Here is a 22,667-nt window from a genome sequence, read left to right on the forward strand (position 1 = left end):
TTGATCGCGCCCGCGCGTTGCGCACCTGCTTTTCTCCCGTGCCACCCCGTATGTTGTAATATCGGACGTTTTGTCCAATTTTCCCGTCACGCATGCTCGATTTCTTCCGTAATCACCAGCGCCTGATGATGGCGCTCCTGCTCCTGATCGTGTTGCCGGGGCTGGGTTTCGTCGGGATCCAAGGTTTCCGCGGCTTCTTCGACGACAGCGCGAACGTCGCGGCGATCAACGGGCACAAGATCACGCGGGTCGAATTCGACGGCGCGTTCCGTCAGCAGGTCGACCAGGCGCGCCAGGCGCTCGGCGGGCAGTTCGACATCAAGGCGTTCGACACGCCCGAACATCGCAAGCAAGTACTCGACGGCCTGATCCAGCAACGCGTGCTGGCCGACGAGACGCAACGCCTGCACCTGACCGCATCCGACAACGCCGTGCGCGATGCGCTGATGAGCGACCCGATGATCGCGTCGCTGAAGAAGCCCGACGGTTCGATCGACGTCGAACGCTACGCGCAGCTGCTGTCGTTCCAGGGGATGACGCCCGAGCAGTATCAGGAGCGCGTGCGCTACAGCCTCGCGCTGCAGCAGATTCCGGCGAGCATCATCGCGAGCGCGTTCACGCCGAAGGGCCCGGCGCAACGCCTGTCGGAGCTGGCCGCGCAGCAGCGCGAAGTGCAGGCGCTGCTGCTGAAGACGAGCGACTACGCGGCGAAGGTACAGCCGACCGACGCACAGCTCGCCGCGTACTATGACGCGCGCAAGCAAAGCTTCGCGACGCCGGAAACCGCGACGATCCAGTATCTCGTCTATTCGCCGGCCGCCGCTGCCGCGAGCGCGCAGCCGACCGAGGCGGACATCAAGAAGTTCTATGACGACAACCCGACGCACTTCCGCTCGGAAGCGCAGGTGCGCGTGAGCCACATCTTCATCGCCGCGGCGAGCAGCGCGAGCGCGGCCGACAAGGCAGCCGCGAAGGCGAAGGCCGAGCAGTTGCTGGCGGACGTGAAGGCGCATCCGGACCAGTTCGCGCAGATCGCGCAGAAGAGCTCGCAGGATGCGCCGTCGGCTGCGAAGGGCGGCGATCTCGGCTTCATCACGCGCGGCTCGACGGCGGGCGGCAAGGCGTTCGACGATGCGGCGTTCGCGCTGAAGCAGGGCGACGTGAGCGGTGTCGTGCAGTCGGATCTCGGCTTCCACATCCTGAAGGCGACGGAAGTGAAGCCGTCGGTGGTCAAGCCGTTCGCGGACGTGAAGGACCAGATCGCAATCGACCTGAAGCAGCAGTACGCAGCGAAGGCATTCACGGACAACGCGGAAGGCTTCACGTCGACCGTGTATGAAAAGGCGAAGACGCTGCAGCCGGCCGCCGACAAGTACAAGCTGACGATCCAGACGGCCACCGTCACGCCGACGCCGAATCCGCAACTGCCGCCGACGAGCCCGCTGAACAATCCGAAGTTCCTCGCTGCCGTGTTCGCGAACGATTCGGTGAAGAGCCAGAACAACACGCAGGCGATCGACGTGGGCAACAACACGCTGATCTCGGCGCGCGTGACCGACTACAAGCCGGCTGCCGTGCCCGCGCTCGACGCGATCAAGGACGTCGTGCGTCAGAAGGTCGTTGCCGAGCAGGCTGCGGAACTCGCGAAGAAGGACGGTGCGGCGAAGCTGGCCGAGCTGCAGAAGTCGAAGTCGGCCGACGGCTTCGCGGCTGCGCAGAAGGTGTCGCGCACGCAGTCGCAGGGTCTGACGCCGGCCGCGCTGAGCGCCGTCTACAAGGTCGATGCTAAGACGCTGCCGGCGTACGTCGGTGTCGACCTCGGTGCGGACGGCTATGCGATCTATCGCGTGAACACGGTGATCGCGGGTACGGCCGTCGATCCGCAACAGCTCGCGGCCGCGCAGCAGCAGATGGCGCAGGTCGAAGCGCAAAGCGAAGGTGAAGCATATCTCGCCGCGCTGCGCGACCGCTCGAAGGTGAAGGTGTACGGCACCACGCAGAGCCAGTCGCAGGACGGCGGCAACTAAGCCACGACCCAGCGCCAACCAAGCGAAGCGCCGTTCACGGTTTCGCATGCAGCAACAAGAAGCCCCGCTCGAAGCGGGGCTTTTTGCATTGCGGCGGTGGCGAGTCGCGAGGTCAGCCGCGCGGCTTGCCGAGCAGCGGTTTCAACGCCGGCCAGACGTTGTCGAGCAGGATGCCCTGCGCCTGCTGCGCGGGATGCATCTGGTCCGGCTGGAACATCTCGGGCTTGTTCTCGATGCCGGCGAGCAGGAACGGCACGAGCGGTACGCCGAGTTCCTTCGACAGGCGCGTATAGACCGCATGGAACTTCTGCGTGTAGTCGGGCCCGTAGTTGGGCGGCACGTACATGCCGACCAGCACGACCTTCGCGCGCGCCTGCCGCGCATCGGCGATGATGTCGCGCAGGTTCTGCTCGGTCGTCGCGAGCGGCACGCCGCGCAGCGCATCGTTCGAGCCGAGCTCGACGACCACGATCGACGGCTTGAGCCGTTGCAGCACCGCGGGCAGCCGTGCGCGGCCGCCGCTCGTGGTGTCGCCGCTGACGCTTGCATTCGCGACGCTATAATCGATTCGCTCGGTCGCGAGCCGTTGCCGCAGCAGCGCAACCCAGCCGGTGTCGCGCGGCAGCCCGTATTCGGCCGACAGGCTGTCGCCGAGCACGACGAGCGCGGGCTGGCCCGAGGTCGGGGCCGCCGCCGTCGCGGCGCGTGCGGGCATGCTTGTTGCGGCCAGGGTTCCCAGCAGTGCGGCGAGTGCCGCGCGCCTTTTCCAGCGGAATGTCGTGTCCATGTTCAAGATTACCGATCCGATCATCGAAGTCCATGACGTGTGCAAGCGGGTTGCCGATGCAACGGGCGAGCTGACGATCCTCGACGGCATCACGCTCGCCGTGCGGCCCGGCAGCAGCCTCGCGATCGTCGGCGCATCGGGGTCGGGAAAATCGACGCTGCTCGGCCTGCTTGCCGGGTTGGACAGCGCGACGAGCGGCACGGTTCGCCTGCTTGGCCGCGCGCTCGACCAGCTCGACGAGGACGAGCGTGCCGCGCTGCGCAACGGCGCGGTCGGGTTCGTGTTCCAGTCGTTCCAGTTGATGCCGCACCTGACGGCGCTCGAGAACGTGATGCTGCCGCTCGAACTGCAGGGCGGCATCAGTGCGCGCGACGCGGCCGATCGTGCCCGCGCGCTGCTCGTGCAGGTCGGTCTCGGCGAGCGTACCGCGCATTATCCGAAACTGCTGTCGGGCGGCGAGCAGCAGCGCGTCGCGCTCGCGCGCGCGTTCGTCACGCATCCGGCGATCCTGTTCGCCGACGAACCGACCGGCAGCCTCGATGCGGCCACGGGCCACGCGGTCATCGACCTGATGTTCGAGCTGAATCGCACGCACGGTGCGACGCTCGTGCTCGTCACGCACGATCCCGAGCTCGCGCGGCGCTGCGCGACGATGGTCACCATCGACGCCGGACGCATCGTCGCACCGCACGCGGCATAGCGCGGGACCGGATTTTTGCCGGCCGCGCCAGGTGCCAGGTGGATCGCCCGGTGCGGCCGGCATGCGTTCGACGCCGTCGCGTCAGCGCTTGAGCGCTGCCCGCGCGCGCTCGATCAGCGCGGTCGTCGACGAATCGTGCTTCGCGGGATCGACCGACTCGGCCGACAGGTCGGCTTCGACGACCTTGCCGAGAATCTTGCCGAGCTCCACGCCCCACTGGTCGAACGGATTGATGTCCCACACCGTCGCCTGCACCAGCACCTTGTGCTCGTAGAGCGCGATCAGCGCGCCGAGCGTGCGCGGCGTCAGCGCGTCCACCAGCAGCGTCGTCGTCGGGCGGTTGCCGGGGAACGTCAGGTGCGGCGCGAGCGCTTCCTTGCCGGGGCCGGCGACCTGGCGCGCCTCGTCGAGCGTGCGGCCGAGCATCAGTGCTTCACTTTGCGCGAAGCAGTTCGCGAGCAGCTTCGGATGATGGCTCGCGAGCGGATGCTCGGGCGTCAGCACCGCGATGAAGTCGATCGGCACGATCGTCGGGCCCTGGTGCAGCATCTGGAAAAACGCGTGCTGGCCGTTGGTGCCCGGCTCGCCCCACGTGACGGCCGACGTCGGGTAATCGACGAACGTGCCGTCGAGACGCGCGGACTTGCCGTTGCTTTCCATCTCGAGCTGCTGGAGATACGACGGCAGGTAGTGCAGCGCTTCCGAATACGGCGCGACGAGGTAGCTCTGCGAGCCGAAGAAGTTGCGATACCAGATGCCGATCAGGCCGAGCAGCACCGGCAGGTTGCGCTCGAGCGGCGCTTCACGGAAATGGCGATCCATGTCGTTCGCGCCGGCGAGCAGTTCGTCGAACTGCTCGGGCCCGACCGCGATCATGATCGACAGGCCGACCGCCGACCACAGCGAATAGCGGCCACCGACCCAGTCCCACATTTCGAACACGTTGTCCGCGGCGATGCCGAACTTCACGACTTCGGCCGGGTTCGCCGACACGCCGACGAAGTGCTTCGCGAGCGCGTCCTCGGGGCAGCCGCGCGCGACGAACCAGTCGCGCAGCGAGCGTGCGTTCGTCATCGTCTCGAGCGTCGTGAAGGTCTTCGACACGATGATCGCGAGCGTTTCTTCCGGGTCGACCTGTTCGAGCACGCGCGCGAGATCGGCGCCGTCGACGTTCGACACGAAGTGCGTCGAGATGTCGGGCGTCGCGACATGGTGCAGCGCGTGCACGACCATCTTCGGCCCGAGATCCGAGCCGCCGATGCCGATGTTGATCACGTGGCGGATGCGCTTGCCGGTATAGCCGGTCCACGCGCCGCTGCGCACGGCGCGCGCGAAGGTCGCCATCTTCGCGCGCTCGGCGTTGACCTGCGCATGGAACGGCGCGTGCGGGTCCGTCGCGCGCAGCGCGGTGTGCAATGCGGCGCGGCCTTCGGTCGGGTTGACGATCTCGCCGGCGAACATCGCGTCGCGGCGCGCTTCGACGCCCGCTTCGCGGGCCAGCTGCACGAGCAGGCGCAGCGTGTCGTCGTTGATGCGGTTCTTCGAGAAGTCGGCCGCAAGGCCGCCGCCCGGGACCGTGAAGCGTTCGGCGCGGGTGGGCGCGCGGTCGTTTTCCGGCGCGAACCAGTCGCGCAGCCGTGCATGGCGGATTTGTTCGAAGTGGGATTGAAGGGCAGTCCAGGCGGGGAGCGAATTCAGCGTCATGGCGGTTCGAGTGAAGCGTGAATCGGGAGGAATGCCGCGCCGGCGCCTCGGGATCGGAAGGCCGGCGGACGAGCGGGCCCGCCGTGCGGCGGGGGCACTCAGTATAGCGGCGTTACATGTCGGCGCGCGGCGACGGGTAAAAAAGGCGATTGATCAGCGTGCGCACCATCGGCGCGAGTTCGCCCGCGGTGAGGCCGGCCGGCCCGGTGCCGTGCGCGGTCAGCGTATCGGCCGCGAGGCCATGCAGGTAGACGCCCGCGAGTGCGGCTTCGTACGGCGCGACGCGTTGCGCGAGCAACGCGCCGATCAGGCCGCCGAGCACGTCGCCGGTGCCGCCGGTGGCGAGCGCCGCATTGCCGGTCGGGTTGATCGTCAGGCGGCCGTCGGGCGCGGCGATCACCGTGCCCGAACCCTTCAGTACGACGACGCTCGCGTAACGCGTGGCGAGCGCCTGGGCCGCGGCCAGTCGATCGTGCTGTACCGACGCCGTGTCGCTGCCGAGCAGCCGCGCTGCCTCGAGCGGATGCGGTGTCAGCACGCACGCATTGCCGCGTGTGCCGCGGGCGGCCACGGCGGCCGCGAGGTCGGCGTGCGTCGCGACGAGGTTCAGCGCGTCGGCGTCGAGCAGCGTCACGGCATCGTGCGCGAGCACGTCGCGCACGAGGGTGGCTGCGGCCTCGCGCGTGCCGAGGCCGCAGCCTGCCGCGATCGCGGACATCGCGTCGAGGTCGAGGCCGTCCGCGGGATGCAGCATCAGTTCGGGAAACGGCGGGTCGTACGGCGGCGCGCCGGCGCCGAGAAAACCGACATGCACCTTGCCGGCGCCCGCGAACAGCGCGGCGCGCGCGGCGAGGATCGGCGCGCCGCACATGCCCGTGTCGCCGCCGAGCACCGCGAGGCTGCCGAACGTGCCCTTGTGCGACGCGAACGCGCGGGCGGGCAATGCGGCGGCGAATCGTGCCGGTGCATTCAGCACGATGGCCGGCGCGGCGGGTGGGGCGACGTCGAGCGACGCGATGTCGATCTGGCCGGCGAGGTCGCGGCCGTCACCGGTGTAAAGGCCCGGTTTCGCGCCGATGAAGGTGAGCGTGTGGGTCGCGGCGACCGCGACGCCCGCGCCGACGATCCGGCCCGTGTCGCTGTCCAGTCCGCTCGGCACGTCGAGCGCGAGCACGCGGCCGCCGCGTCGGGCATGCGCGGCGATGCGCGCGGCCTGGGTGGCGAACGGACCGTCGAGCGCGCGACCGAGGCCGATGCCGAACAGTCCGTCGACGACCCAGGCGTAATCGTCGAGCGAGGCGGGCGGTTCGGTCGACAGCGGCACGCCGGCCGTGCGCGCGAGGCCGAGCGCCCATTGCGCATCGTCCGGCTTGACCGGCACGGGCATCCAGGCCTGCGTCGCGACACCGAGCTGCTGCAGCTGCGCGGCGGCCACCAGCGCGTCGCCGCCGTTGTTGCCGGGGCCGACCGCGAACCAGACCGGGCGATCGTCGCCGGCGACCCGTTCGGACAGCCAGCGCGCGGCGGCGGCGCCCGCGCGGCCCATCAGCGTGTGCGGCGGCAGTTCGGCGGTCGCGGCGGCCTCGGCCGCGCGCAGGTCGGCGACGCGCAGCAGCGCGAGCGGGACGGAATCGGGAAGCGGGCGGGTATTCGTCATCGCGGGGTCATGGCGGCGGGAGGAAGCGCCCCGGGACGGGCCCGCGGCGGTCAGGTCGTGAAGCGCGCGGCGCTGAGCGCGGCGAGCGCGTCGGCGGGCCACTGCTGCGTGTCGCCGGCCAGACAGTCTGTCACCACTTTAGCAGACCCGCACGCGAGGCCCCAACCGGCAGGGCCGTGACCGAAATTGACGAACACGCGCGGATGCGGGGTCGGACCGACGACCGGCAGGCCGTCCGGCGACAGCAGTTGCGTGCCTTGCCACGACAGCGCGGCGGAAATCTTCGCGGCGCCCGGCACCCAGTCGTGGACGGCCTGGCCGAGCAGCGCGAGGGCGGCTTCGGACAGCGGCTCGGGGAGCGGCTTCGCGGTGTCGGCGAGGCTTTGCAGCACGGCGCCGCCGCCGATGCGCAGCCGCTGGTGGGTGCGCGTGATCGAGATCCGCTTGATCGAATCGACGACGCTCAGGTGCGGCGCATGTTCTTCGTACGCGACCGGCGCGGTCAGCGTATGCGCGCGGACCGGGTGCAGCGGCAGCCGCCAGCCGAGCCGCTCTAGCAGCGGCAGGCTGCCGGCGCCGGCAGCGACCACGATCGCGTCGGCCGCCATCACGTCGACCTCGTGCGCCTTCTTCGCGTGCCGGCCGCCGGCCGGTGCGAGCTCGATCGCGGCGCGGCCGGTGTCGACGCGGATCGCCGCGACGTCCGCGCCGAAGCGGAACTGCACGCCGTGCTCGTCGAGCGTCTGCTTGACCAGTTTCGCGAACAGCGGGCAGTTTCCGGTGCGCTCGCTCTCGAGCAGCACGCCGCCGGCGAAGCCGGGCTCGGCCGGCACCGACGGCTCGAGCGCCGCGCATTCGTCGGCGGTGAGCACGCGGTACGGCTGGTCGAGCGCGCGCAGCAGGTCGAGCGCCGGCTGCAGCGCTTCCCAGTCGCGCGGGTCGCGCACGACGTGCAGGATCCCGGCTTTCTGCTCGAATTCGAGCTGGAAGCGCGCCTCGATGTCGGCGAGCGACTCGCGCGATGCGTCGATCAGCGGGCGCAGCCGTGCATACTGCGCGGTGAATGCATCGGGTTCGCGCAGCGCGGCGAGCTGCTTGACGAAGCGGCGCACGCCGCCGTTGAAGCCCGGCTTGTAGACGATGCCGGTGTCGCGCGGCTGGCGCTGGCGCATGAAGGTCGGGCCGAACCAGACGTCGAGCGGGCTCGGCAGCAGCGTGCCGCCGTCGCCGTAGGTCGCGCCCTGCGCGACGGTCGCGTGGCGTTCGACCACGCACACGCGATGGCCGGCCGCGCGCAGCTGGTAGGCGGTGGCGACGCCGCTGATTCCGCCGCCGATGACGATGACATCCATGGATTGCTTCGATGACGGGCGGCGCGCACGCCGCCCGGTGAGAATTCGCTGACGGGCCCCCGGCCCGGTGAACCGGGAATGATAGCGCCAAAATCGCGCGAACCGGTGCCACGCAACCCCATCCGATTCCGCCGTCTTGCGGTCACAGGCCACCGCGGCCGCGCACGCCGGCCCGGCGGCCGGCCGGGCGCCGTGGATGCCGGTGCACCGTCGCGGTGCGTGACGGGTGCCGATCAGGGTGCCGATCAGCCGGTCTGGGATGACCGACTTCCGGGTATAATTACGGCCTTCCTTTCGCCCCACGTCGCCACCTCGCGCGACTCATCGACGTCAGTCCAGCCCATGGCTCACTTCTCGTGTTTTCCCGGCGCTTCGGCCCTCTCCGATTTCCGTCAAACCCGTCTGCTCGACACGCTCAGGCAAATCGACGCCAACATCGTCGCGGTACGCGGCCAGTTCCTGCACTTCGTCAATGCGGCCGAGCCGCTGTCGGCCGACGACAGCGCCCGCATCGACGCGCTGATGCACTACGGCGCGCCGTTCGAGCCGGCGGCCGAGAAGGGCACGACCGAGACCTTCGTCGTGCTGCCGCGCTTCGGCACCGTTTCGCCGTGGGCGAGCAAGGCGACCGACATCGCGCAGCACTGCGGCCTCACGCAGGTGCGCCGCATCGAGCGCGGCGTCGAATTCACGGTCACGCTGAAGTCGGGCCTGCTCGGCGGCAAGAAGGCGCTGTCCGACGACGCGCGCGCCGCGGTTGCAGCCGCGCTGCATGACCGGATGACCGAAAGCGTGGTTGCCGCGCGCGACGACGCGAAGCACCTGTTCGACGAGCTGCCGGCCAAGCCGCTCGCGACCGTCGACGTGCTGGGCGTCGGCCGCGCCGCGCTCGAGCGCGCGAACGTCGAGCTGGGCCTCGCGCTCGCCGACGACGAGATCGACTACCTGGTCGACGCGTTCCGCAAGCTCGAACGCAACCCGACCGACGTCGAGCTGATGATGTTCGCGCAGGCGAACAGCGAGCACTGCCGCCACAAGATCTTCAACGCGAACTGGACGATCGACGGCGAAGCGCAGGACATGTCGCTGTTCGCGATGATCCGCAACACCGAGAAGCTGAGCCCGCAAGGCACGATCGTCGCGTATTCGGACAACTCGTCGATCATGGTCGGCGCCGAAGCCGAGCGCTGGTTCCCGCGCAACGCAGGCGCGGCCGGCGAGCCGGGCGAGCGCTACGGGCGCCACACCGAGCTCACGCACACGCTGATGAAGGTCGAGACGCACAACCACCCGACGGCGATCTCGCCGTTCCCGGGCGCGGCGACCGGCGCGGGCGGCGAGATCCGCGACGAAGGCGCGACGGGCCGCGGTGCGCGTCCCAAGGCCGGCCTCACGGGCTTCACGGTGTCGAACCTCGACCTGCCGGACGCACGCCAGTCGTGGGAGAACGCACGCGACGCGGCGCAGCCGGTCGCCGAGCGCAACCCGAACGAGCAGCACGGCCCGTATGGCCGTCCGGACCGCATCGCGTCGCCGCTGCAGATCATGATCGACGGCCCGCTCGGCGGCGCCGCGTTCAACAACGAATTCGGCCGCCCGAACCTCGGCGGCTATTTCCGCGTGTACGAGCAGAACGTCGGCGGGAAGGTGCACGGCTATCACAAGCCGATCATGATCGCGGGCGGCCTCGGCAACATCGCGGATCAGCACACGCACAAGCACGACGTGCCGGCCGGCTCGCTGCTGATCCAGATCGGCGGCCCCGGCATGCGGATCGGCATGGGCGGCGGCGCGGCGAGCTCGATGGCGACCGGCGCGAACACGGCCGAACTCGACTTCGACTCGGTGCAGCGCGGCAACCCGGAAATCGAGCGGCGCGCGCAGGAAGTGATCAACGGCTGCTGGCAGCTCGGCGCGGAAAACCCGATCCTGAGCATCCACGACGTCGGCGCGGGCGGCCTGTCGAACGCGTTCCCCGAGATCGTCGACGGCGCGGGCAAGGGCGCGCGTTTCGAACTGCGCAAGGTCGCGCTCGAGGAATCGGGCCTGTCGCCGCGCGAAATCTGGTCGAACGAGGCGCAGGAGCGCTACGTGCTGGCGATCGCGCCGGCTGACCTGCCGCGCTTCGAGGCGATCTGCGCACGCGAGCGCTGCCCGTTCGCGGTGGTCGGTATCGCGACCGACGAACGCCAGCTGAAGCTCGTCGACGACGAAGCGACGGGCGTCGAGGAATACCCGGTCGACATGCCGATGGAAGTGCTGCTCGGCAAGCCGCCGCGCATGCACCGCGACGTCACGCGTGTCGCGACCGAGCGCGCGCCGGTCGACGTGACGGGCGTCGCCCTGTCGGAAATCGCGGTCGACGTGCTGAAGCACCCGACGGTCGGCAGCAAGTCGTTCCTGATCACGATCGGCGACCGTTCGGTCGGCGGCACGTCGGTGCGCGACCAGATGGTCGGCCCGTGGCAGGTGCCGGTGGCCGACTGCGCGGTGACCGCGCTCGACTACGCGGGCTTCAAGGGCGAGGCGATGACGATGGCCGAGCGCACGCCGCTCGCGGTGATCGACGCGCCGGCCTCGGGCCGCATGGCGGTCGGCGAGGCGATCACGAACATCGCGAGCGCGCCGATCGCGTCGCTCGACAAGCTGAAGCTGTCGGCGAACTGGATGGCCGCGTGCGGCACGGCCGGCGAGGACGCCGCGCTGTTCGACACGGTCAAGGCGATCGGCATGGAGCTGTGCCCGGCGCTCGGGATCGGCATCCCGGTCGGCAAGGACTCGTTGTCGATGAAGACCAAGTGGGACGAGCAGGGCGTCGCGAAGGAAGTCGTGTCGCCGGTGTCGCTGATCATCTCCGCGTTCGCGCCGGTCGAAGACGTGCGCCGTCACCTGACGCCGCAACTGCGCCGCATCGCCGACGCAGGCGACAGCGTGCTGATCGCGATCGATCTCGGCCGCGGCAAGAACCGCATGGGCGGCAGCATCTTCGCGCAGGTCACGCAGCAGGTCGGTGACACGACGCCGGACGTCGACGATCCGGAAGACCTGAAGCGCTTCTTCAACGCGATCCAGTCGCTCAACGCGCAAGGCAAGCTGCTCGCGTACCACGACCGCTCGGACGGCGGCCTGTGGGCGACGGTGTGCGAAATGGCGTTCGCGGGTCACGCGGGCGTGTCGCTGAACGTCGACATGCTGACCCTCGACCCGAATCACGAATCCGACTACGGCGACGCGAAGGACTGGGCGAAGCAGACGAGCGGCCGTCGCGAGGATCGCACGCTGCGCGCGCTGTTCTCGGAAGAACTCGGTGCCGTCGTGCAGGTGCGCGCGGCCGATCGCGACGCGGTGCTCGGCGCGCTGCGCGAGTTCGGCCTGTCGGCGTGCTCGCACGTGATCGGCACGGTCAACGATCGCGACGTGATCGAGGTGTACCGCGACGCGAAGAAGGTGTTCGACGCGCCGCGCGCGGAACTCCATCGCGCATGGGGCGAAGTGAGCTGGCGCATCGCGCGCCTGCGCGACAACCCCGCCTGCGCGGACGCCGAATACGACGCGCTGCTCGATGCGGCCGACCCGGGCATCTCGCCGGTGCTCACGTTCGATCCGGCCGACGACATCGCAGCACCCTTCATCGCGACGGGCGCGCGCCCGCGCGTCGCGATCCTGCGCGAGCAGGGCGTGAACTCGCACCTCGAAACGGCATACGCATTCGACCGTGCGGGCTTCGACGCGCACGACGTGCACATGAGCGACCTGCTGGCCGGCCGCGCGACGCTCGCCGATTTCGCGGGCGCGGTGGCATGCGGCGGCTTCTCGTACGGCGACGTGCTGGGCGCGGGCGAAGGCTGGGCGAAGACGATCCGCTTCAACGCGAATCTCGCCGACATGTTCTCGGCCTTCTTCGCGCGCCCCGACACGTTCGCGCTCGGCATCTGCAACGGCTGCCAGATGCTGTCGAGCCTCGCATCGATGATCCCGGGCGCCGAAGCATGGCCGAAGTTCACGCGCAACAAGTCCGAGCAGTTCGAGGCGCGCTTCTCGTTCGTCGAAGTGGAGAAGTCGCCGTCGATCTTCTTCGCGGGGATGGAAGGCTCGCGGATTCCGGTGGCGGTCGCGCACGGCGAAGGCTATGCGGACTTCTCGCAGCAGGGCGACATCGATCGCGTCGCGGTCGCGATGCGCTACGTCGACCACCGCGGCGAAGCGACCGAGCGTTATCCGTTCAACCCGAACGGGTCGCCGGCCGGCATCACGTCGGTCACGACGGCCGACGGCCGCTTCTCGGTGCTGATGCCGCACATGGAGCGCGTGCACCGCACGGTCACGATGAGCTGGCATCCGGAAGGCTGGGGCGAGGCGAGCCCGTGGATGCGCGTGTTCCGCAACGCACGCCGCTGGATCGGCTGATGTTCGATCCGCACGCGCCGGTCGAGATCGTCACGCTGCGCGATGAGCGCGCGAGCGACGTCGAGGAGATCGGTCGCGTGATCGTGGCCGCGTTCGCGGACGCGCCGCAGCACGGCGCGTTCGAGCGGCGGATCGTCGACGCGTTGCGCGCGGATGGCGCGCTCGGCGTGTCGCTCGTCGCGGAGCGCGACGAGCGCGTGATCGGCCATGCCGCGTTCTCGCCGGTCTCGATCGGCGGCGAGCCGGCAGGCAGCCAGCAGTGGTACGGGCTCGCGCCGCTCGCGGTACTGCCCGAATGCCGGCGCCAGAGCATCGGCGCGGGGCTCGTGCGTGCGGGGCTCGACGCGTTGCGCCGGCTCGGCGCGCGCGGCTGCGTCGTGCTCGGTGATCCCGGGTACTACGCGCGTTTCGGTTTCGTGCCGTCCGGCGATCTCGTGTTCGTGGATGCGCCGCCCGAGCATTTCCTCGCCTTGGCATTCGATGACACCGCGCCGCGGCCATCGGGCGACGTCCGCTATCACGACGTGTTCCATCCGGTGTAACGGTTCGGTGCGCCGGCCGTGTGCGATCTCGCCGGACTCGACCGAATGAACTGAAAAGCCGCTTCGACGCGGCTTTTTCTTTGCGTAGCGCCGTTTTCGTCATCCATTCTTCCTGTCCCGCCCGCCGACCGGCGCAATCGCGCCGGCCAATCGCGTTTCAGTGATCCGGCACACGCAGCGGATCGTCCGCCCTTGCTACGGTGTCCGCGTCAACGGGAGTCATCGAAATGAATTCGGACAGCAACAGCGGCCGCGCAGGCGAGGCGCGCGCGCAACTGCACTCGATCCAGATCCTGCGGGCCGTTGCGGCGCTGCTGGTGGCGTTCTGGCATTTCGCCGCCGCGATGCCGCTCTATCACCATGCGCCCGCATGGATCAACACGGGCAATTTCGCGGCGATCGGCAATGCGGGCGTCGACCTGTTCTTCGTGATCAGCGGCTTCATCATCTTGCATACGCATCGCCGCGATGCGGCCGGATGGGCCGCGGCCGGCCGGTTCCTGAAGCGGCGGGTGCTGCGGATCTATCCGTTGTACTGGATGTGGACCACCGCGCTCGTGGCGATGTGGAGCGCGCATCTCGTGCTGAAGAGTCATCACGCGACGCTCCATTACCTGATCTGCTCGTACCTGTTGTGGCCGGCGGCGAATCCGGACGGTATCTGGCGGCCGTTTCTGGAGCAGGGCTGGACGCTCGGCTACGAGATCTACTTTTATCTCGCATTCGCCATGGCGATCGCGCTCGGCTTGCGCCGCCTGCTGCTGCCGTTTCTCGCGTCCGCCTTCCTGACGGTCGGCGTGGCCTGCCACCTGCTCGGTGCGCCGACGTCGGTCACGATGCTGACCGGCGCGCAACTGATCGGCGAATTCCTGCTCGGCATCGTCGCGGCGACGGCGTATGCGGTCGTGCGCGATCGCTGGACGCCCGCCGCGATGCTGGCCGCCGGCCGGATGCTGGTCGTCGCGGGTGTGCTCGGGCTGCTCGGCGCGGCGCTGGCCGGCGCGGACGGTGTGGGCAATCCGCCGATGGAGCTGTTCGTGGGTCATGCGCCGCGTGCGCTCGTCTACGGCGGTCCGGCGTTCCTGCTGGTGCTGGGCGCGGTGCTGATCGACCACGTGCGACCGGTCGCGGACAGCGCGCTGGTGTTGCTGGGCAACGCGTCGTATTCGATCTACCTGACGCACAACTTCGTCGTGGCGGCCGTCGCGACGGCGCTCAAGCACGGCGTGGGGCAGCAGGTCGGTGCGGACTGGATCGTCGCGGGCGGTCTCGCGCTCGTCGCCGTGGTTGGGGCAGGTGCGTATCGGCTGATCGAGCAGCCGGTACTCGGCGTGCTCGCGAGGACGTTCGCAACCGACCGGGCGCGTGCGCAATCGGCGGCGCCGGCGAAGGCGTAGCGCGATGTGCATGCGCTGGCGTTGACGTCGGGATCGGCGCGAGTGCGAGTGCCGGCACGGGCCGGCGATCGCGATACGTGTGACGATGGCGACGCGTTGGTTGCGCTTCGGCGCGCACTGCAAGCGCGCATGAAAAAGGCCGCTCCAGGGAGCGGCCTTCGCGTGGGCGATCGTCGCCGACGTTACTGGATTTTCGCCTGCTGGCGCAGGCCTTCCTCGAACGCCTGCAGCTTCTGCTGCACGAGCTGCTGCGCGATCTGCGCCTTCACCTGGTCGAACGGCGGCGGGGCGATGTCGCGGACGTCGTCGACACGGATGATGTGCCAGCCGAACTGCGTCTTCACCGGCGCGTCGGTCATCTGGCCTTTCTGCAGCTTCTGCGCCGCGGCCGCGAACTCCGGCACGTACGCCTTCGGGTCGGACCAGTCGAGGTCGCCGCCGTTCTTGCCCGAGCCCGGATCCTTCGAGTATTGCTTCGCCAGGTCCTCGAACTTCGCGCCGCCCTTGATCTTCGCGATCAGGTCCTTCGCCTGCTGCTCGCTGTCGACGAGGATGTGGTGCAGGTGATACTCGCGATTGCCGCCGGCACCCTTCACGAGGTCGTCATAACGCGCCTTCACTTCCGCGTCGGTCGGCTGGTTCTTCTTCAGGAAGCTCTCGATCATCGAGCGCAGCACGACCGTCTGCTGCGCGACGGCGACCTGCGCCTTCACGTCCGGGCGGTTCGGGATGCCTTCGCGGATCGCTTCCTGCATCAGGATTTCGCGGTTCACGAGTTCCTGGCGCACGGCCTGCTGCAGTTGCGGGCTGTCGGTCTGGCCTTGCTGGACGAGTTGCGCGACCATCGCATCGGCGCGCGACTTCGGAATCGGCGTGCCGTTGACGACGGCGATGTTCTGGGCGAATGCCGGTGCCGCTGCAAAAGCAGCCGCCGCGACCCACAGGCGGGGGGATTTCAGGATCATCGGGAATTCCTGTTGAGACTAGATTGAAGATTCGTTGAATTCTTCGGGCGTGTAAGCCACGATCGCGAGCGCGTGAATGCCGCGCTGCATCGCATCAGCGAGCGCATCATACACCAGCCGGTGCCGCGCGACGCGCGGCTTGCCCGCGAACGCGGCCGACACGATCGTGACCGTGAAGTGGCCGCCGGCAGCGGCGCCGGCGTGACCCGCGTGCTGCGCGCTGTCGTCGCGCACCGCGAGCGACAGCGGCGCGAGCGCGGCGGTCAGGCGCGCTTCGATCAGCGCGATGCGTTCGTCGGGCGAGGCGTCGAGGAAAGCGTCGGTCATGTCATTCGTCCTTCAGGTACTTCGTGAGCCACAGGCTCTGCAGGATGATGAACACGACCATCGCGCCCGTCGTGCCGAACAGCTTGAAGTTCACCCACTGCGATTCGGTGTAGTTGTGCACCACGTACAGGTTCGCGACGCCGAGCACCGCGAAGAACAGCGCCCATGCGACGTTCAGCTTGTCCCACACGGGGTGCGGCAGCGTGAGCTGCTTGCCCATCATCTTCTCGATCAGGTTGTTGCCGAACGCATAGCGCGCGGCGAGCAGCCCGATCGCAAACAGCCAGTACAGCACAGTCGGTTTCCATTGAATGAATTTCTCGTCATGCAGGACGAGGGTAGCGCCGCCGAACACGACGATCACGCCGAGACTGACCCACAGCATCGTGTCGACCTTCCGGTGCCGGAAGGCGACCCACGCGACCTGGGCCAGCGTCGCGACGATCGCGACGGCGGTGGCGGTGAAGATGCCCCAGACCTTGAAGGCGGCGAAAAACAGGATGATCGGAAACAGATCGAACAGGAATTTCATGGCGCTCGCAGCTGCGTGAAAGGCCGCATCGCGCGGCCTTTCACCGTTGTGGGGACCCGCCGGGCGCCACCGTCCGGGATCGGGGCAGCCGAGCAGGCTGTCCGACCGATCCGTCCGGTGCCGCTCATTCGTTTTCGGGTCGGGACTCGAAGTTTAACGCAGCCGAATTGATGCAGTACCGCAAACCGGTCTTGTCGCGCGGGCCGTCCTCGAACACGTGGCCGAGATGCGCGCCGCAATGGTTGCAGCGGACCTCGACGCGCACCATTCCGTGCGAGCGGTCGATCTTCTCGTCGATCACCTCGCCGTTGAGCGGCTTGAAGTAGCTGGGCCAGCCGCAGCCCGAATGGAACTTGGCGCCGGATTCGAACAGCGGCGTGCTGCAGACGACGCACTTGTAGATGCCGGCGTCCTCGGTGTCGGTGTATTCACCGGTGAAGGCGCGCTCGGTCGCCGCATGCTGCGTGACCTCGTACTGCATCGGCGTGAGCCGGCGGCGCAGTTCGGCGTCGTCCTTCTGGTACGGGAAGGTCTTGTCGTCGGAATCGTGTGACATGTGGGAGTTCTCCTGATCGGTCGGTCGGGTCACGACGAGCAGCTCACTTCGAGCGACCCGGCCCAGTCGGGCGGCAATGCCGCATAAGCTTCATGTTCCGGTTGTTCGTCGAACGGGCGGCGCAGCACCTGCGCGAGTCGTTCGACTTCGGAAAAATCCTTTTCCTTCGCGCGCCGGATCGCGACTTCGGCCAGATGGTTGCGCAGCACGTATTTCGGGTTCACGCGATTCATCGCGGCCGCGCGGGCCGCGTCGTCGCGCGTTTCCTCGGACAGCCGCGCGCGGTAGAGGTTCGCCCATGCGTCGAACGCGTCGCGATCGATGAACAGGTCGCGCACCGGCGCGTCGCGGCTCGCGTCGTGCTTCGAGATCTGCGCGAGCCGGCGGAACGTCAGCGTGAAGTCCGCATGGCTCGCGTGCATCGTTTCGAGCAGCTTGTTCGCGAGCTCGGCGTCGTTCTCGCGTTCGAGCTCGAGGCCGAGCTTCGCGCGCATCGCGCGCTCGAGCGCCGGACCGAAGCGTTCGGGAAACTTCGCGAGCACGGCCTGCGCGTCGTCGACCGCGCGCTCGGCGCGCGCATCGTCGTCGGCGATGCCGTGCTGCAGCCCGATCAGCGGCAGCAGCGCCTGCGCGAGGCAGTAGCAGTTCCAGTGCGCGATGCGCGGCTGCATCCGGTACGCGTAGCGGCCGCTCGTGTCGGAGTGGTTGCAGATGTGGTTCGCGTCGAACGCGTCGACGAAGCCGAACGGGCCGTAGTCGATCGTCACGCCGAGGATCGACATGTTGTCGGTGTTCATCACGCCGTGGCAGAAGCCGACGGCCTGCCACTGCGCGACGAGGTCGGCCGTGCGCAGCGTCGCGGCTTCGAGCAGCGCGAGGTACGGATCGTCGGCGTCGCGGCATGCGGGATAGAAGCGCTCGATCACGTGATCGGCGAGCTGGCGCAGCAGGTCCGGGCGATCGTTCGAGAAGAAGTGCTCGAAGTGGCCGAAGCGCACGAAGCTCTCCGACACGCGCGTGACGACGGCCGACGTCTCGATCTCCTCGCGCACCACCGGCTGGTCGGAGCCGATCACCGTGAGCGCGCGGGTGGTCGGAATGCCGAGGTGATGCATCGCTTCCGAACACAGGAATTCGCGGATCGACGAACGCAGCACCGCGCGGCCGTCACCCATCCGCGAATACGGCGTGCGGCCGCCGCCCTTGATCTGCAGTTCGTAGCGCTGGCCGTCGCTGCCGGCGAGTTCGCCGATCGTCAGCGCGCGGCCGTCGCCGAGCTGGCCGGCCCATACGCCGAACTGGTGGCCGGAATACACCGACGCGTACGGCATCGCGCTCGCGGGCCAGTCGCGCGTCGGGTTGCCGGCGAACAGCTCGGCGAATCCGGGTTGGGCGGCGAGCGACGCCGGCAAGCCGAGCAGGCGCGCGACTTCGTCGGAAAAGCCGACGACGTACGGCGCGGGCAGGGGTGCTGCCGGCAGCCGCGTATGAAACGCGTCGCCGAGTGCGACGAACGCGCCGACGGCCGGCGCGCCGAGCGTGGCGGCGAGGTCGGGGAGAGTGTCAGCCGTAGCGGCTGCGCTTCGGGAAAACGACATGTTGAGCGCCTCTGGGTAAGCCGATATTGTAAGGCGGCGCCGCGCCGCCCGCATGGCGGCCCGCGCGCCTTGCGCCAGGCCGGTCCGGGCCGTGGACGGGTTGCAGGCTGGCGCATCGCTTCGAGGCTGGTCACCGATTCGCGTCCTTCCGGGAGAACAAGACGATGGGTAAGCCGTTGCTGGGCCAGATGATGGACATGCCGTTGCTGGTGTCGTCGCTGATCGCGCATGCCGCGCGTTATGCGGGCGACACGGAGATCGTGTCGCGGCGCGTGGAAGGCGACCTGCATCGCTACACGTACCGCGACTGCGAGCAGCGCGCGAAGCGCCTCGCGCAGGCGCTCGCACGGCTCGGCGTCGAAGCGGGCGATCGTGTCGGCACGCTGGCCTGGAACGGCTACCGGCATCTGGAGGCGTACTACGGAATCGGCGGGATGGGCGCCGTGTGCCACACGATCAACCCGCGGCTCTTTCCCGAGCAGATCGCCTACATCGTCAATCACGCGGAAGACCGCTACGTCTTCTTCGACATCAATTTCGCGCCGCTCGTCGACGCGATCGCGCCGCAGTGCCCGAACGTGAAGGGCTGGATCGCGATGACGGATGCCGCGCACCTGCCGTCCGGCGCGACGCCGTACCTGTGCTACGAAACGCTCGTCGACGCCGAGGACGGCCGCTACGACTGGCCGCGCCTCGACGAACTGCAGGCGTCCGGCCTGTGCTACACGTCGGGCACGACCGGCAATCCGAAGGGCGTGCTGTATTCACATCGCTCGACGGTGCTGCACGCCTACGGCGCCGCGCTGCCCGACGCGATGAACCTGTCGGCGCTGGACGCGGTGCTGCCCGTCGTGCCGATGTTCCATGTGAACGCGTGGGGGCTGCCGTACGCGGTGCCGCTCACCGGCGGCAAGCTGGTGCTGCCCGGCAAGGACCTCGACGGCAAGTCGCTGTACGAACTGATGGAGGCCGAACGCGTGACGTTCTCCGCGGGCGTGCCGACCGTGTGGCTCGGGCTGCTGAACTATATGCGCGAGGCCGGCGTGCGCTTCTCGACGCTGAACCGCACGGTGATCGGCGGTTCGGCGTGCCCGCCCGCGATGCTGCGCACGTTCGAGGACGAATACGGCGTGCGCGTGATCCACGCGTGGGGAATGACCGAGCTGTCGCCGCTCGGCACGCTCGCGAAGCTCAACTGGGCGCAGTCGCAGCGGCCGCTCGACGTGCAGCGCCGGTTGCTGGAGAAGCAGGGGCGCGTGATCTGCGGTGTCGACATGCGGATCGTCGGCGACGACGGCCGCGAACTGCCGTGGGACGGCGTCGCGTTCGGCGAGCTGCAGGTGCGCGGGCCCTGGGTGATCGATCACTACTTCAAGGGCGATACGTCGCCGCTGTCGGACGGCTGGTTCCCGACCGGCGACGTCGCGACGATCGACCCAGACGGCTTCCTGCAGATCACCGACCGCAGCAAGGACGTGATCAAGTCCGGCGGCGAGTGGATCAGCTCGATCGACATCGAGAACGTCGCGATCGCGCACCCGGGCGTCGCCGAAGCCGCGTGCATCGCGTGCGCGCACCCGAAATGGACCGAGCGTCCGCTGCTCGTCGTGGTGCCGCGGGAGGGGGCGAACCTGACCCGCGACGCGCTGCTCGCGTTCTACGAAGGCAAGGTCGCGAAGTGGTGGGTGCCCGACGATGTCGTGTTCGTCGAATCGCTGCCGCACACCGCGACCGGCAAGCTGCAGAAGCTGAAGCTGCGCGAGACGTTCCGCGACTACGTGCTGCCGACGGCGCGCTGCGCACCGTAAGCCGCGGCCGCCGACGGCCCGCCGCGCGGTCGCCCGATCCGGCCCCCGGATCGTGAACAAATTCAAATTGAACGACCGTGCTTTTTCGTTGTATGCTGCCTCCGTTCGATCCGGACATGCGGCCGTTCGACCGCGCACAATGAAGCGCAGCCACCCCGGCGCGCGATGCATGGAGGCAGGCAGATGGCAGTGGATTACTCGACTCGCGACGGCGTGGCCGTCATCACGCTCAACAATCCGCCGGTCAACGGGCTTGGCCTGTCGACGCGCCAGGGCGTCATGGACGCGCTCGATCGTGCCGCGCAGGATCCGTCGGTCACGGCGATCGTGCTGACCGGCGCGGGCCGCGCGTTCTCGGGCGGCGCCGACATCACCGAATTCAATACCCCGAAGGCCTTGCAGGAGCCGACGCTGCACACCGTGATCCGCGCGGTGGAGGCGAGCGCGAAGCCGGTCGTCGCGGCGCTGCACAGCGTCGTGATGGGCGGCGGCCTGGAACTCGCGCTCGGCGCGCACTATCGCGTCGCGGCGCCCGGTGCGCAGGTCGCGCTGCCCGAAGTGAAGCTCGGCCTGTTGCCGGGCGCGGGCGGCACGCAGCGCCTGCCGCGTGCGGTGGGCCTCGAAACCGCGCTGAACATGATCGTGTCGGGCGCGCCGGTGCCGTCGGAACAGCTCGCGAACAGCGGGCTGTTCGACGCGATGGCCGACGGCGACCTGCTCGACGCAGCCATCGCGTTCGCGCGCAAGGTCGGCGCGCAGCAGGGGCCGCATCCGCGCGTGCGCGATCGCAAGATCGTCCACGAGAATGCTGCGGGCTTCATCCAGTTCGCGCGCAATTCCGCGCGGGCCGCCGCCCCGAATTTCCCCGCGCCGCACAAGTGCATCGACGCGATCGAGGCCGGCGTGCTGAACGGCTTCGACAAGGGCAGCGTCGCCGAACGCGACGGTTTCGTCGCGCTGATGATGACGCCGGAAAGCCGTGCGCTGCGGCACGCGTTCTTCGGCGAGCGCGCGGCGAGCAAGATTCCCGACGTGCCGGCCGATACGCCGGTGCGCGAGATCCGCCGCGTCGGCGTGATCGGCGCGGGCACGATGGGCGGCGGGATCGCGATGAACTTCGTCAACGCGGGCCTGCCCGTCACGCTGCTCGAGACGAAGCAGGACGCGCTCGACCGCGGCCTCGCCACGATCCGCAAGAACTACGACGCGCAGGTGAAGAAGGGCAAGCTCACGCAGCAGAAGCTCGACGCGCGCATGGCGCTGATCACGCCGACGCTGTCCTACGACGACCTGAAGGACGCGGACCTGATCGTCGAGGCCGTGTTCGAGGAACTCGGCGTGAAGGAGCAGGTGTTCGGCCGGCTCGACGCGGTGGCGAAGCCCGGTGCGATCCTCGCGTCGAACACGTCGACGCTCGATGTCGACAAGATCGCCGCGTTCACGAAGCGTCCGCAGGACGTGGTCGGCATGCACTTCTTCAGCCCGGCGAACGTGATGAAGCTGCTCGAGGTCGTGCGCGGCGCGCAGACCGCGAAGGACGTGCTCGCGACCGTGATGGCGGTCGCCAAGAAGATCCGCAAGACGGCGGTGGTGTCGGGCGTGTGCGACGGCTTCATCGGCAACCGGATGATCGAGCAGTACATCCGCCAGGCGCTCTTCATGCTCGAGGAAGGCGCGCTGCCCGCGCAGGTCGATCGCGCGATCGAGAAGTTCGGTTTCGCGATGGGCCCGTTCCGGATGAGCGACCTCGCCGGCAACGACATCGGCTGGGCGATCCGCAAGCGCCGCTACGTCGAGAAACCCGATCTGCACTACTCGAAGATCGCCGACCGCCTGTGCGAGCAGGGCCGTTTCGGCCAGAAGACGGGCGGCGGCTGGTACGACTACGTGCCGGGCGAGCGCAACGCGAAGCCGTCGGCGCTCGTCGACGAGATGGTTGTCGCGTATTCGAAGGAGCGCGGCGTCGAGCGGCGCAAGATCGGCGACGACGAGATCGTCGAGCGGCTCGTGTTCGCGCTCGTCAACGAAGGCGCGAAGATCCTCGAGGAGAAGATCGCGTCGAAGGCATCCGACATCGACATGGTCTACCTGACCGGTTACGGGTTCCCGCTGTGGCGGGGCGGCCCGATGCTGTATGCGGACATGGTCGGCCTCTACAACGTCGAGCGCGCGATCCGCCGCTATGCGGCCGCACCGAACGGCGACGCGTGGCAGCTCGCGCCGTCGATCGTCGAGCTCGCCAGGGCCGGGCGCGGGTTCAACGGCTGACGGCCGGCGTGACCGCGCGGCCAGGCTTGCAAGGAGAAAT

Annotated in this window: 16 protein-coding genes; 7 read left to right on the forward strand and 9 right to left on the reverse strand. The window is 68.8% G+C overall.

Features of this window, described 5'->3' with window-relative positions; translation table 11 throughout:
* Positions 1 to 92: 92 nt before the first annotated feature.
* On the forward strand, positions 93 to 2,027 hold the full coding sequence (locus DIE17_RS09805) for a SurA N-terminal domain-containing protein (RefSeq protein ID WP_124520064.1): 1,935 nt from the start codon (positions 93 to 95) through the stop codon (positions 2,025 to 2,027).
* A 112-nt stretch (positions 2,028 to 2,139) separates the two neighbouring features.
* Here DIE17_RS09805 and DIE17_RS09810 read toward each other — a convergent pair whose 3' ends face one another.
* Positions 2,140 to 2,814: an arylesterase gene (locus DIE17_RS09810; protein WP_044843673.1), complete on the reverse strand. Its 675-nt coding sequence runs from the start codon at positions 2,812 to 2,814 to the stop codon at positions 2,140 to 2,142.
* Here DIE17_RS09810 and DIE17_RS09815 point away from each other — a divergent pair.
* Positions 2,813 to 3,514 carry an ABC transporter ATP-binding protein gene (locus DIE17_RS09815; protein WP_044843672.1) on the forward strand — a complete coding sequence of 234 codons (702 nt, stop codon included), beginning with the start codon at positions 2,813 to 2,815 and terminating at the stop codon, positions 3,512 to 3,514. The genes DIE17_RS09810 and DIE17_RS09815 overlap by 2 nt on opposite strands.
* Positions 3,515 to 3,595: 81 nt before the next feature.
* Here DIE17_RS09815 and pgi read toward each other — a convergent pair whose 3' ends face one another.
* The 3 genes from pgi to DIE17_RS09830 all read right to left on the reverse strand — a co-directional run bounded on the left by pgi (position 3,596) and on the right by DIE17_RS09830 (position 8,227).
* Positions 3,596 to 5,218, reverse strand: coding sequence for a glucose-6-phosphate isomerase (pgi, locus tag DIE17_RS09820; protein WP_124520066.1), 1,623 nt, complete (start codon positions 5,216 to 5,218; stop codon positions 3,596 to 3,598).
* 112 nt (positions 5,219 to 5,330) lie between these two features.
* Positions 5,331 to 6,875, reverse strand: a complete 1,545-nt coding sequence (locus tag DIE17_RS09825; protein WP_124520068.1) for an NAD(P)H-hydrate dehydratase — start codon at positions 6,873 to 6,875, stop codon at positions 5,331 to 5,333.
* 50 nt (positions 6,876 to 6,925) lie between these two features.
* Entirely contained in the window at positions 6,926 to 8,227 is a 1,302-nt protein-coding gene (locus DIE17_RS09830; protein ID WP_124520070.1) for an FAD-dependent oxidoreductase, read from the reverse strand.
* Positions 8,228 to 8,569: 342 nt separating this feature from the next.
* Here DIE17_RS09830 and purL point away from each other — a divergent pair, with 342 nt between their 5' ends.
* From purL to DIE17_RS09845, 3 genes are all read left to right on the forward strand, one after another.
* On the forward strand, positions 8,570 to 12,634 hold the full coding sequence (gene purL, locus DIE17_RS09835; protein WP_124520072.1) for a phosphoribosylformylglycinamidine synthase: 4,065 nt from the start codon (positions 8,570 to 8,572) through the stop codon (positions 12,632 to 12,634).
* Positions 12,634 to 13,176, forward strand: a complete 543-nt coding sequence (locus DIE17_RS09840; protein ID WP_124520074.1) for a GNAT family N-acetyltransferase — start codon at positions 12,634 to 12,636, stop codon at positions 13,174 to 13,176. The genes purL and DIE17_RS09840 overlap by 1 nt, the downstream gene beginning before the upstream one ends.
* Before the next feature lie 227 nt (positions 13,177 to 13,403).
* Positions 13,404 to 14,573, forward strand: a complete 1,170-nt coding sequence (locus tag DIE17_RS09845) for an acyltransferase (RefSeq protein ID WP_124520076.1) — start codon at positions 13,404 to 13,406, stop codon at positions 14,571 to 14,573.
* A 182-nt stretch (positions 14,574 to 14,755) separates the two neighbouring features.
* Here the strand turns inward: DIE17_RS09845 and DIE17_RS09850 are convergent, their stop codons facing one another.
* From DIE17_RS09850 to DIE17_RS09870, 5 genes are all read right to left on the reverse strand, one after another.
* Positions 14,756 to 15,538, reverse strand: coding sequence for a peptidylprolyl isomerase (locus DIE17_RS09850; protein ID WP_044843666.1), 783 nt, complete (start codon positions 15,536 to 15,538; stop codon positions 14,756 to 14,758).
* Positions 15,539 to 15,556: 18 nt separating this feature from the next.
* Positions 15,557 to 15,865 (reverse strand): BolA family transcriptional regulator, encoded by a 309-nt coding sequence (locus DIE17_RS09855; RefSeq protein ID WP_124486242.1) that lies wholly within the window; start codon positions 15,863 to 15,865, stop codon positions 15,557 to 15,559.
* Between the two features lies 1 nt (position 15,866).
* Positions 15,867 to 16,397 carry a septation protein A gene (locus DIE17_RS09860; protein WP_006753406.1) on the reverse strand — a complete coding sequence of 177 codons (531 nt, stop codon included), beginning with the start codon at positions 16,395 to 16,397 and terminating at the stop codon, positions 15,867 to 15,869.
* Positions 16,398 to 16,521: 124 nt separating this feature from the next.
* The gene (gene msrB, locus DIE17_RS09865) at positions 16,522 to 16,953 is read right to left on the reverse strand and encodes a peptide-methionine (R)-S-oxide reductase MsrB (protein WP_059529717.1); all 432 of its coding nucleotides are present in this window, start codon (positions 16,951 to 16,953) and stop codon (positions 16,522 to 16,524) included.
* A 29-nt stretch (positions 16,954 to 16,982) separates the two neighbouring features.
* A complete protein-coding gene (locus tag DIE17_RS09870) occupies positions 16,983 to 18,551 on the reverse strand; it encodes a protein adenylyltransferase SelO (protein ID WP_124520078.1) in 1,569 nt (522 codons plus the stop codon).
* Between the two features lie 164 nt (positions 18,552 to 18,715).
* On the opposite strand from DIE17_RS09870, the gene DIE17_RS09875 reads away from it, so the two are divergent.
* Together DIE17_RS09875 and DIE17_RS09880 are read left to right on the forward strand one after the other, a co-directional pair.
* A complete protein-coding gene (locus DIE17_RS09875) occupies positions 18,716 to 20,359 on the forward strand; it encodes a 3-(methylthio)propionyl-CoA ligase (protein ID WP_124520080.1) in 1,644 nt (547 codons plus the stop codon).
* A gap of 183 nt (positions 20,360 to 20,542) precedes the next feature.
* Entirely contained in the window at positions 20,543 to 22,627 is a 2,085-nt protein-coding gene (locus DIE17_RS09880) for a 3-hydroxyacyl-CoA dehydrogenase NAD-binding domain-containing protein (RefSeq protein ID WP_124920790.1), read from the forward strand.
* Positions 22,628 to 22,667 lie beyond the last annotated feature (40 nt).

The sequence above is a fragment of the Burkholderia sp. Bp9099 genome (genome assembly GCF_003857805.1).
Taxonomy (GTDB): Bacteria; Pseudomonadota; Gammaproteobacteria; order Burkholderiales; family Burkholderiaceae; genus Burkholderia.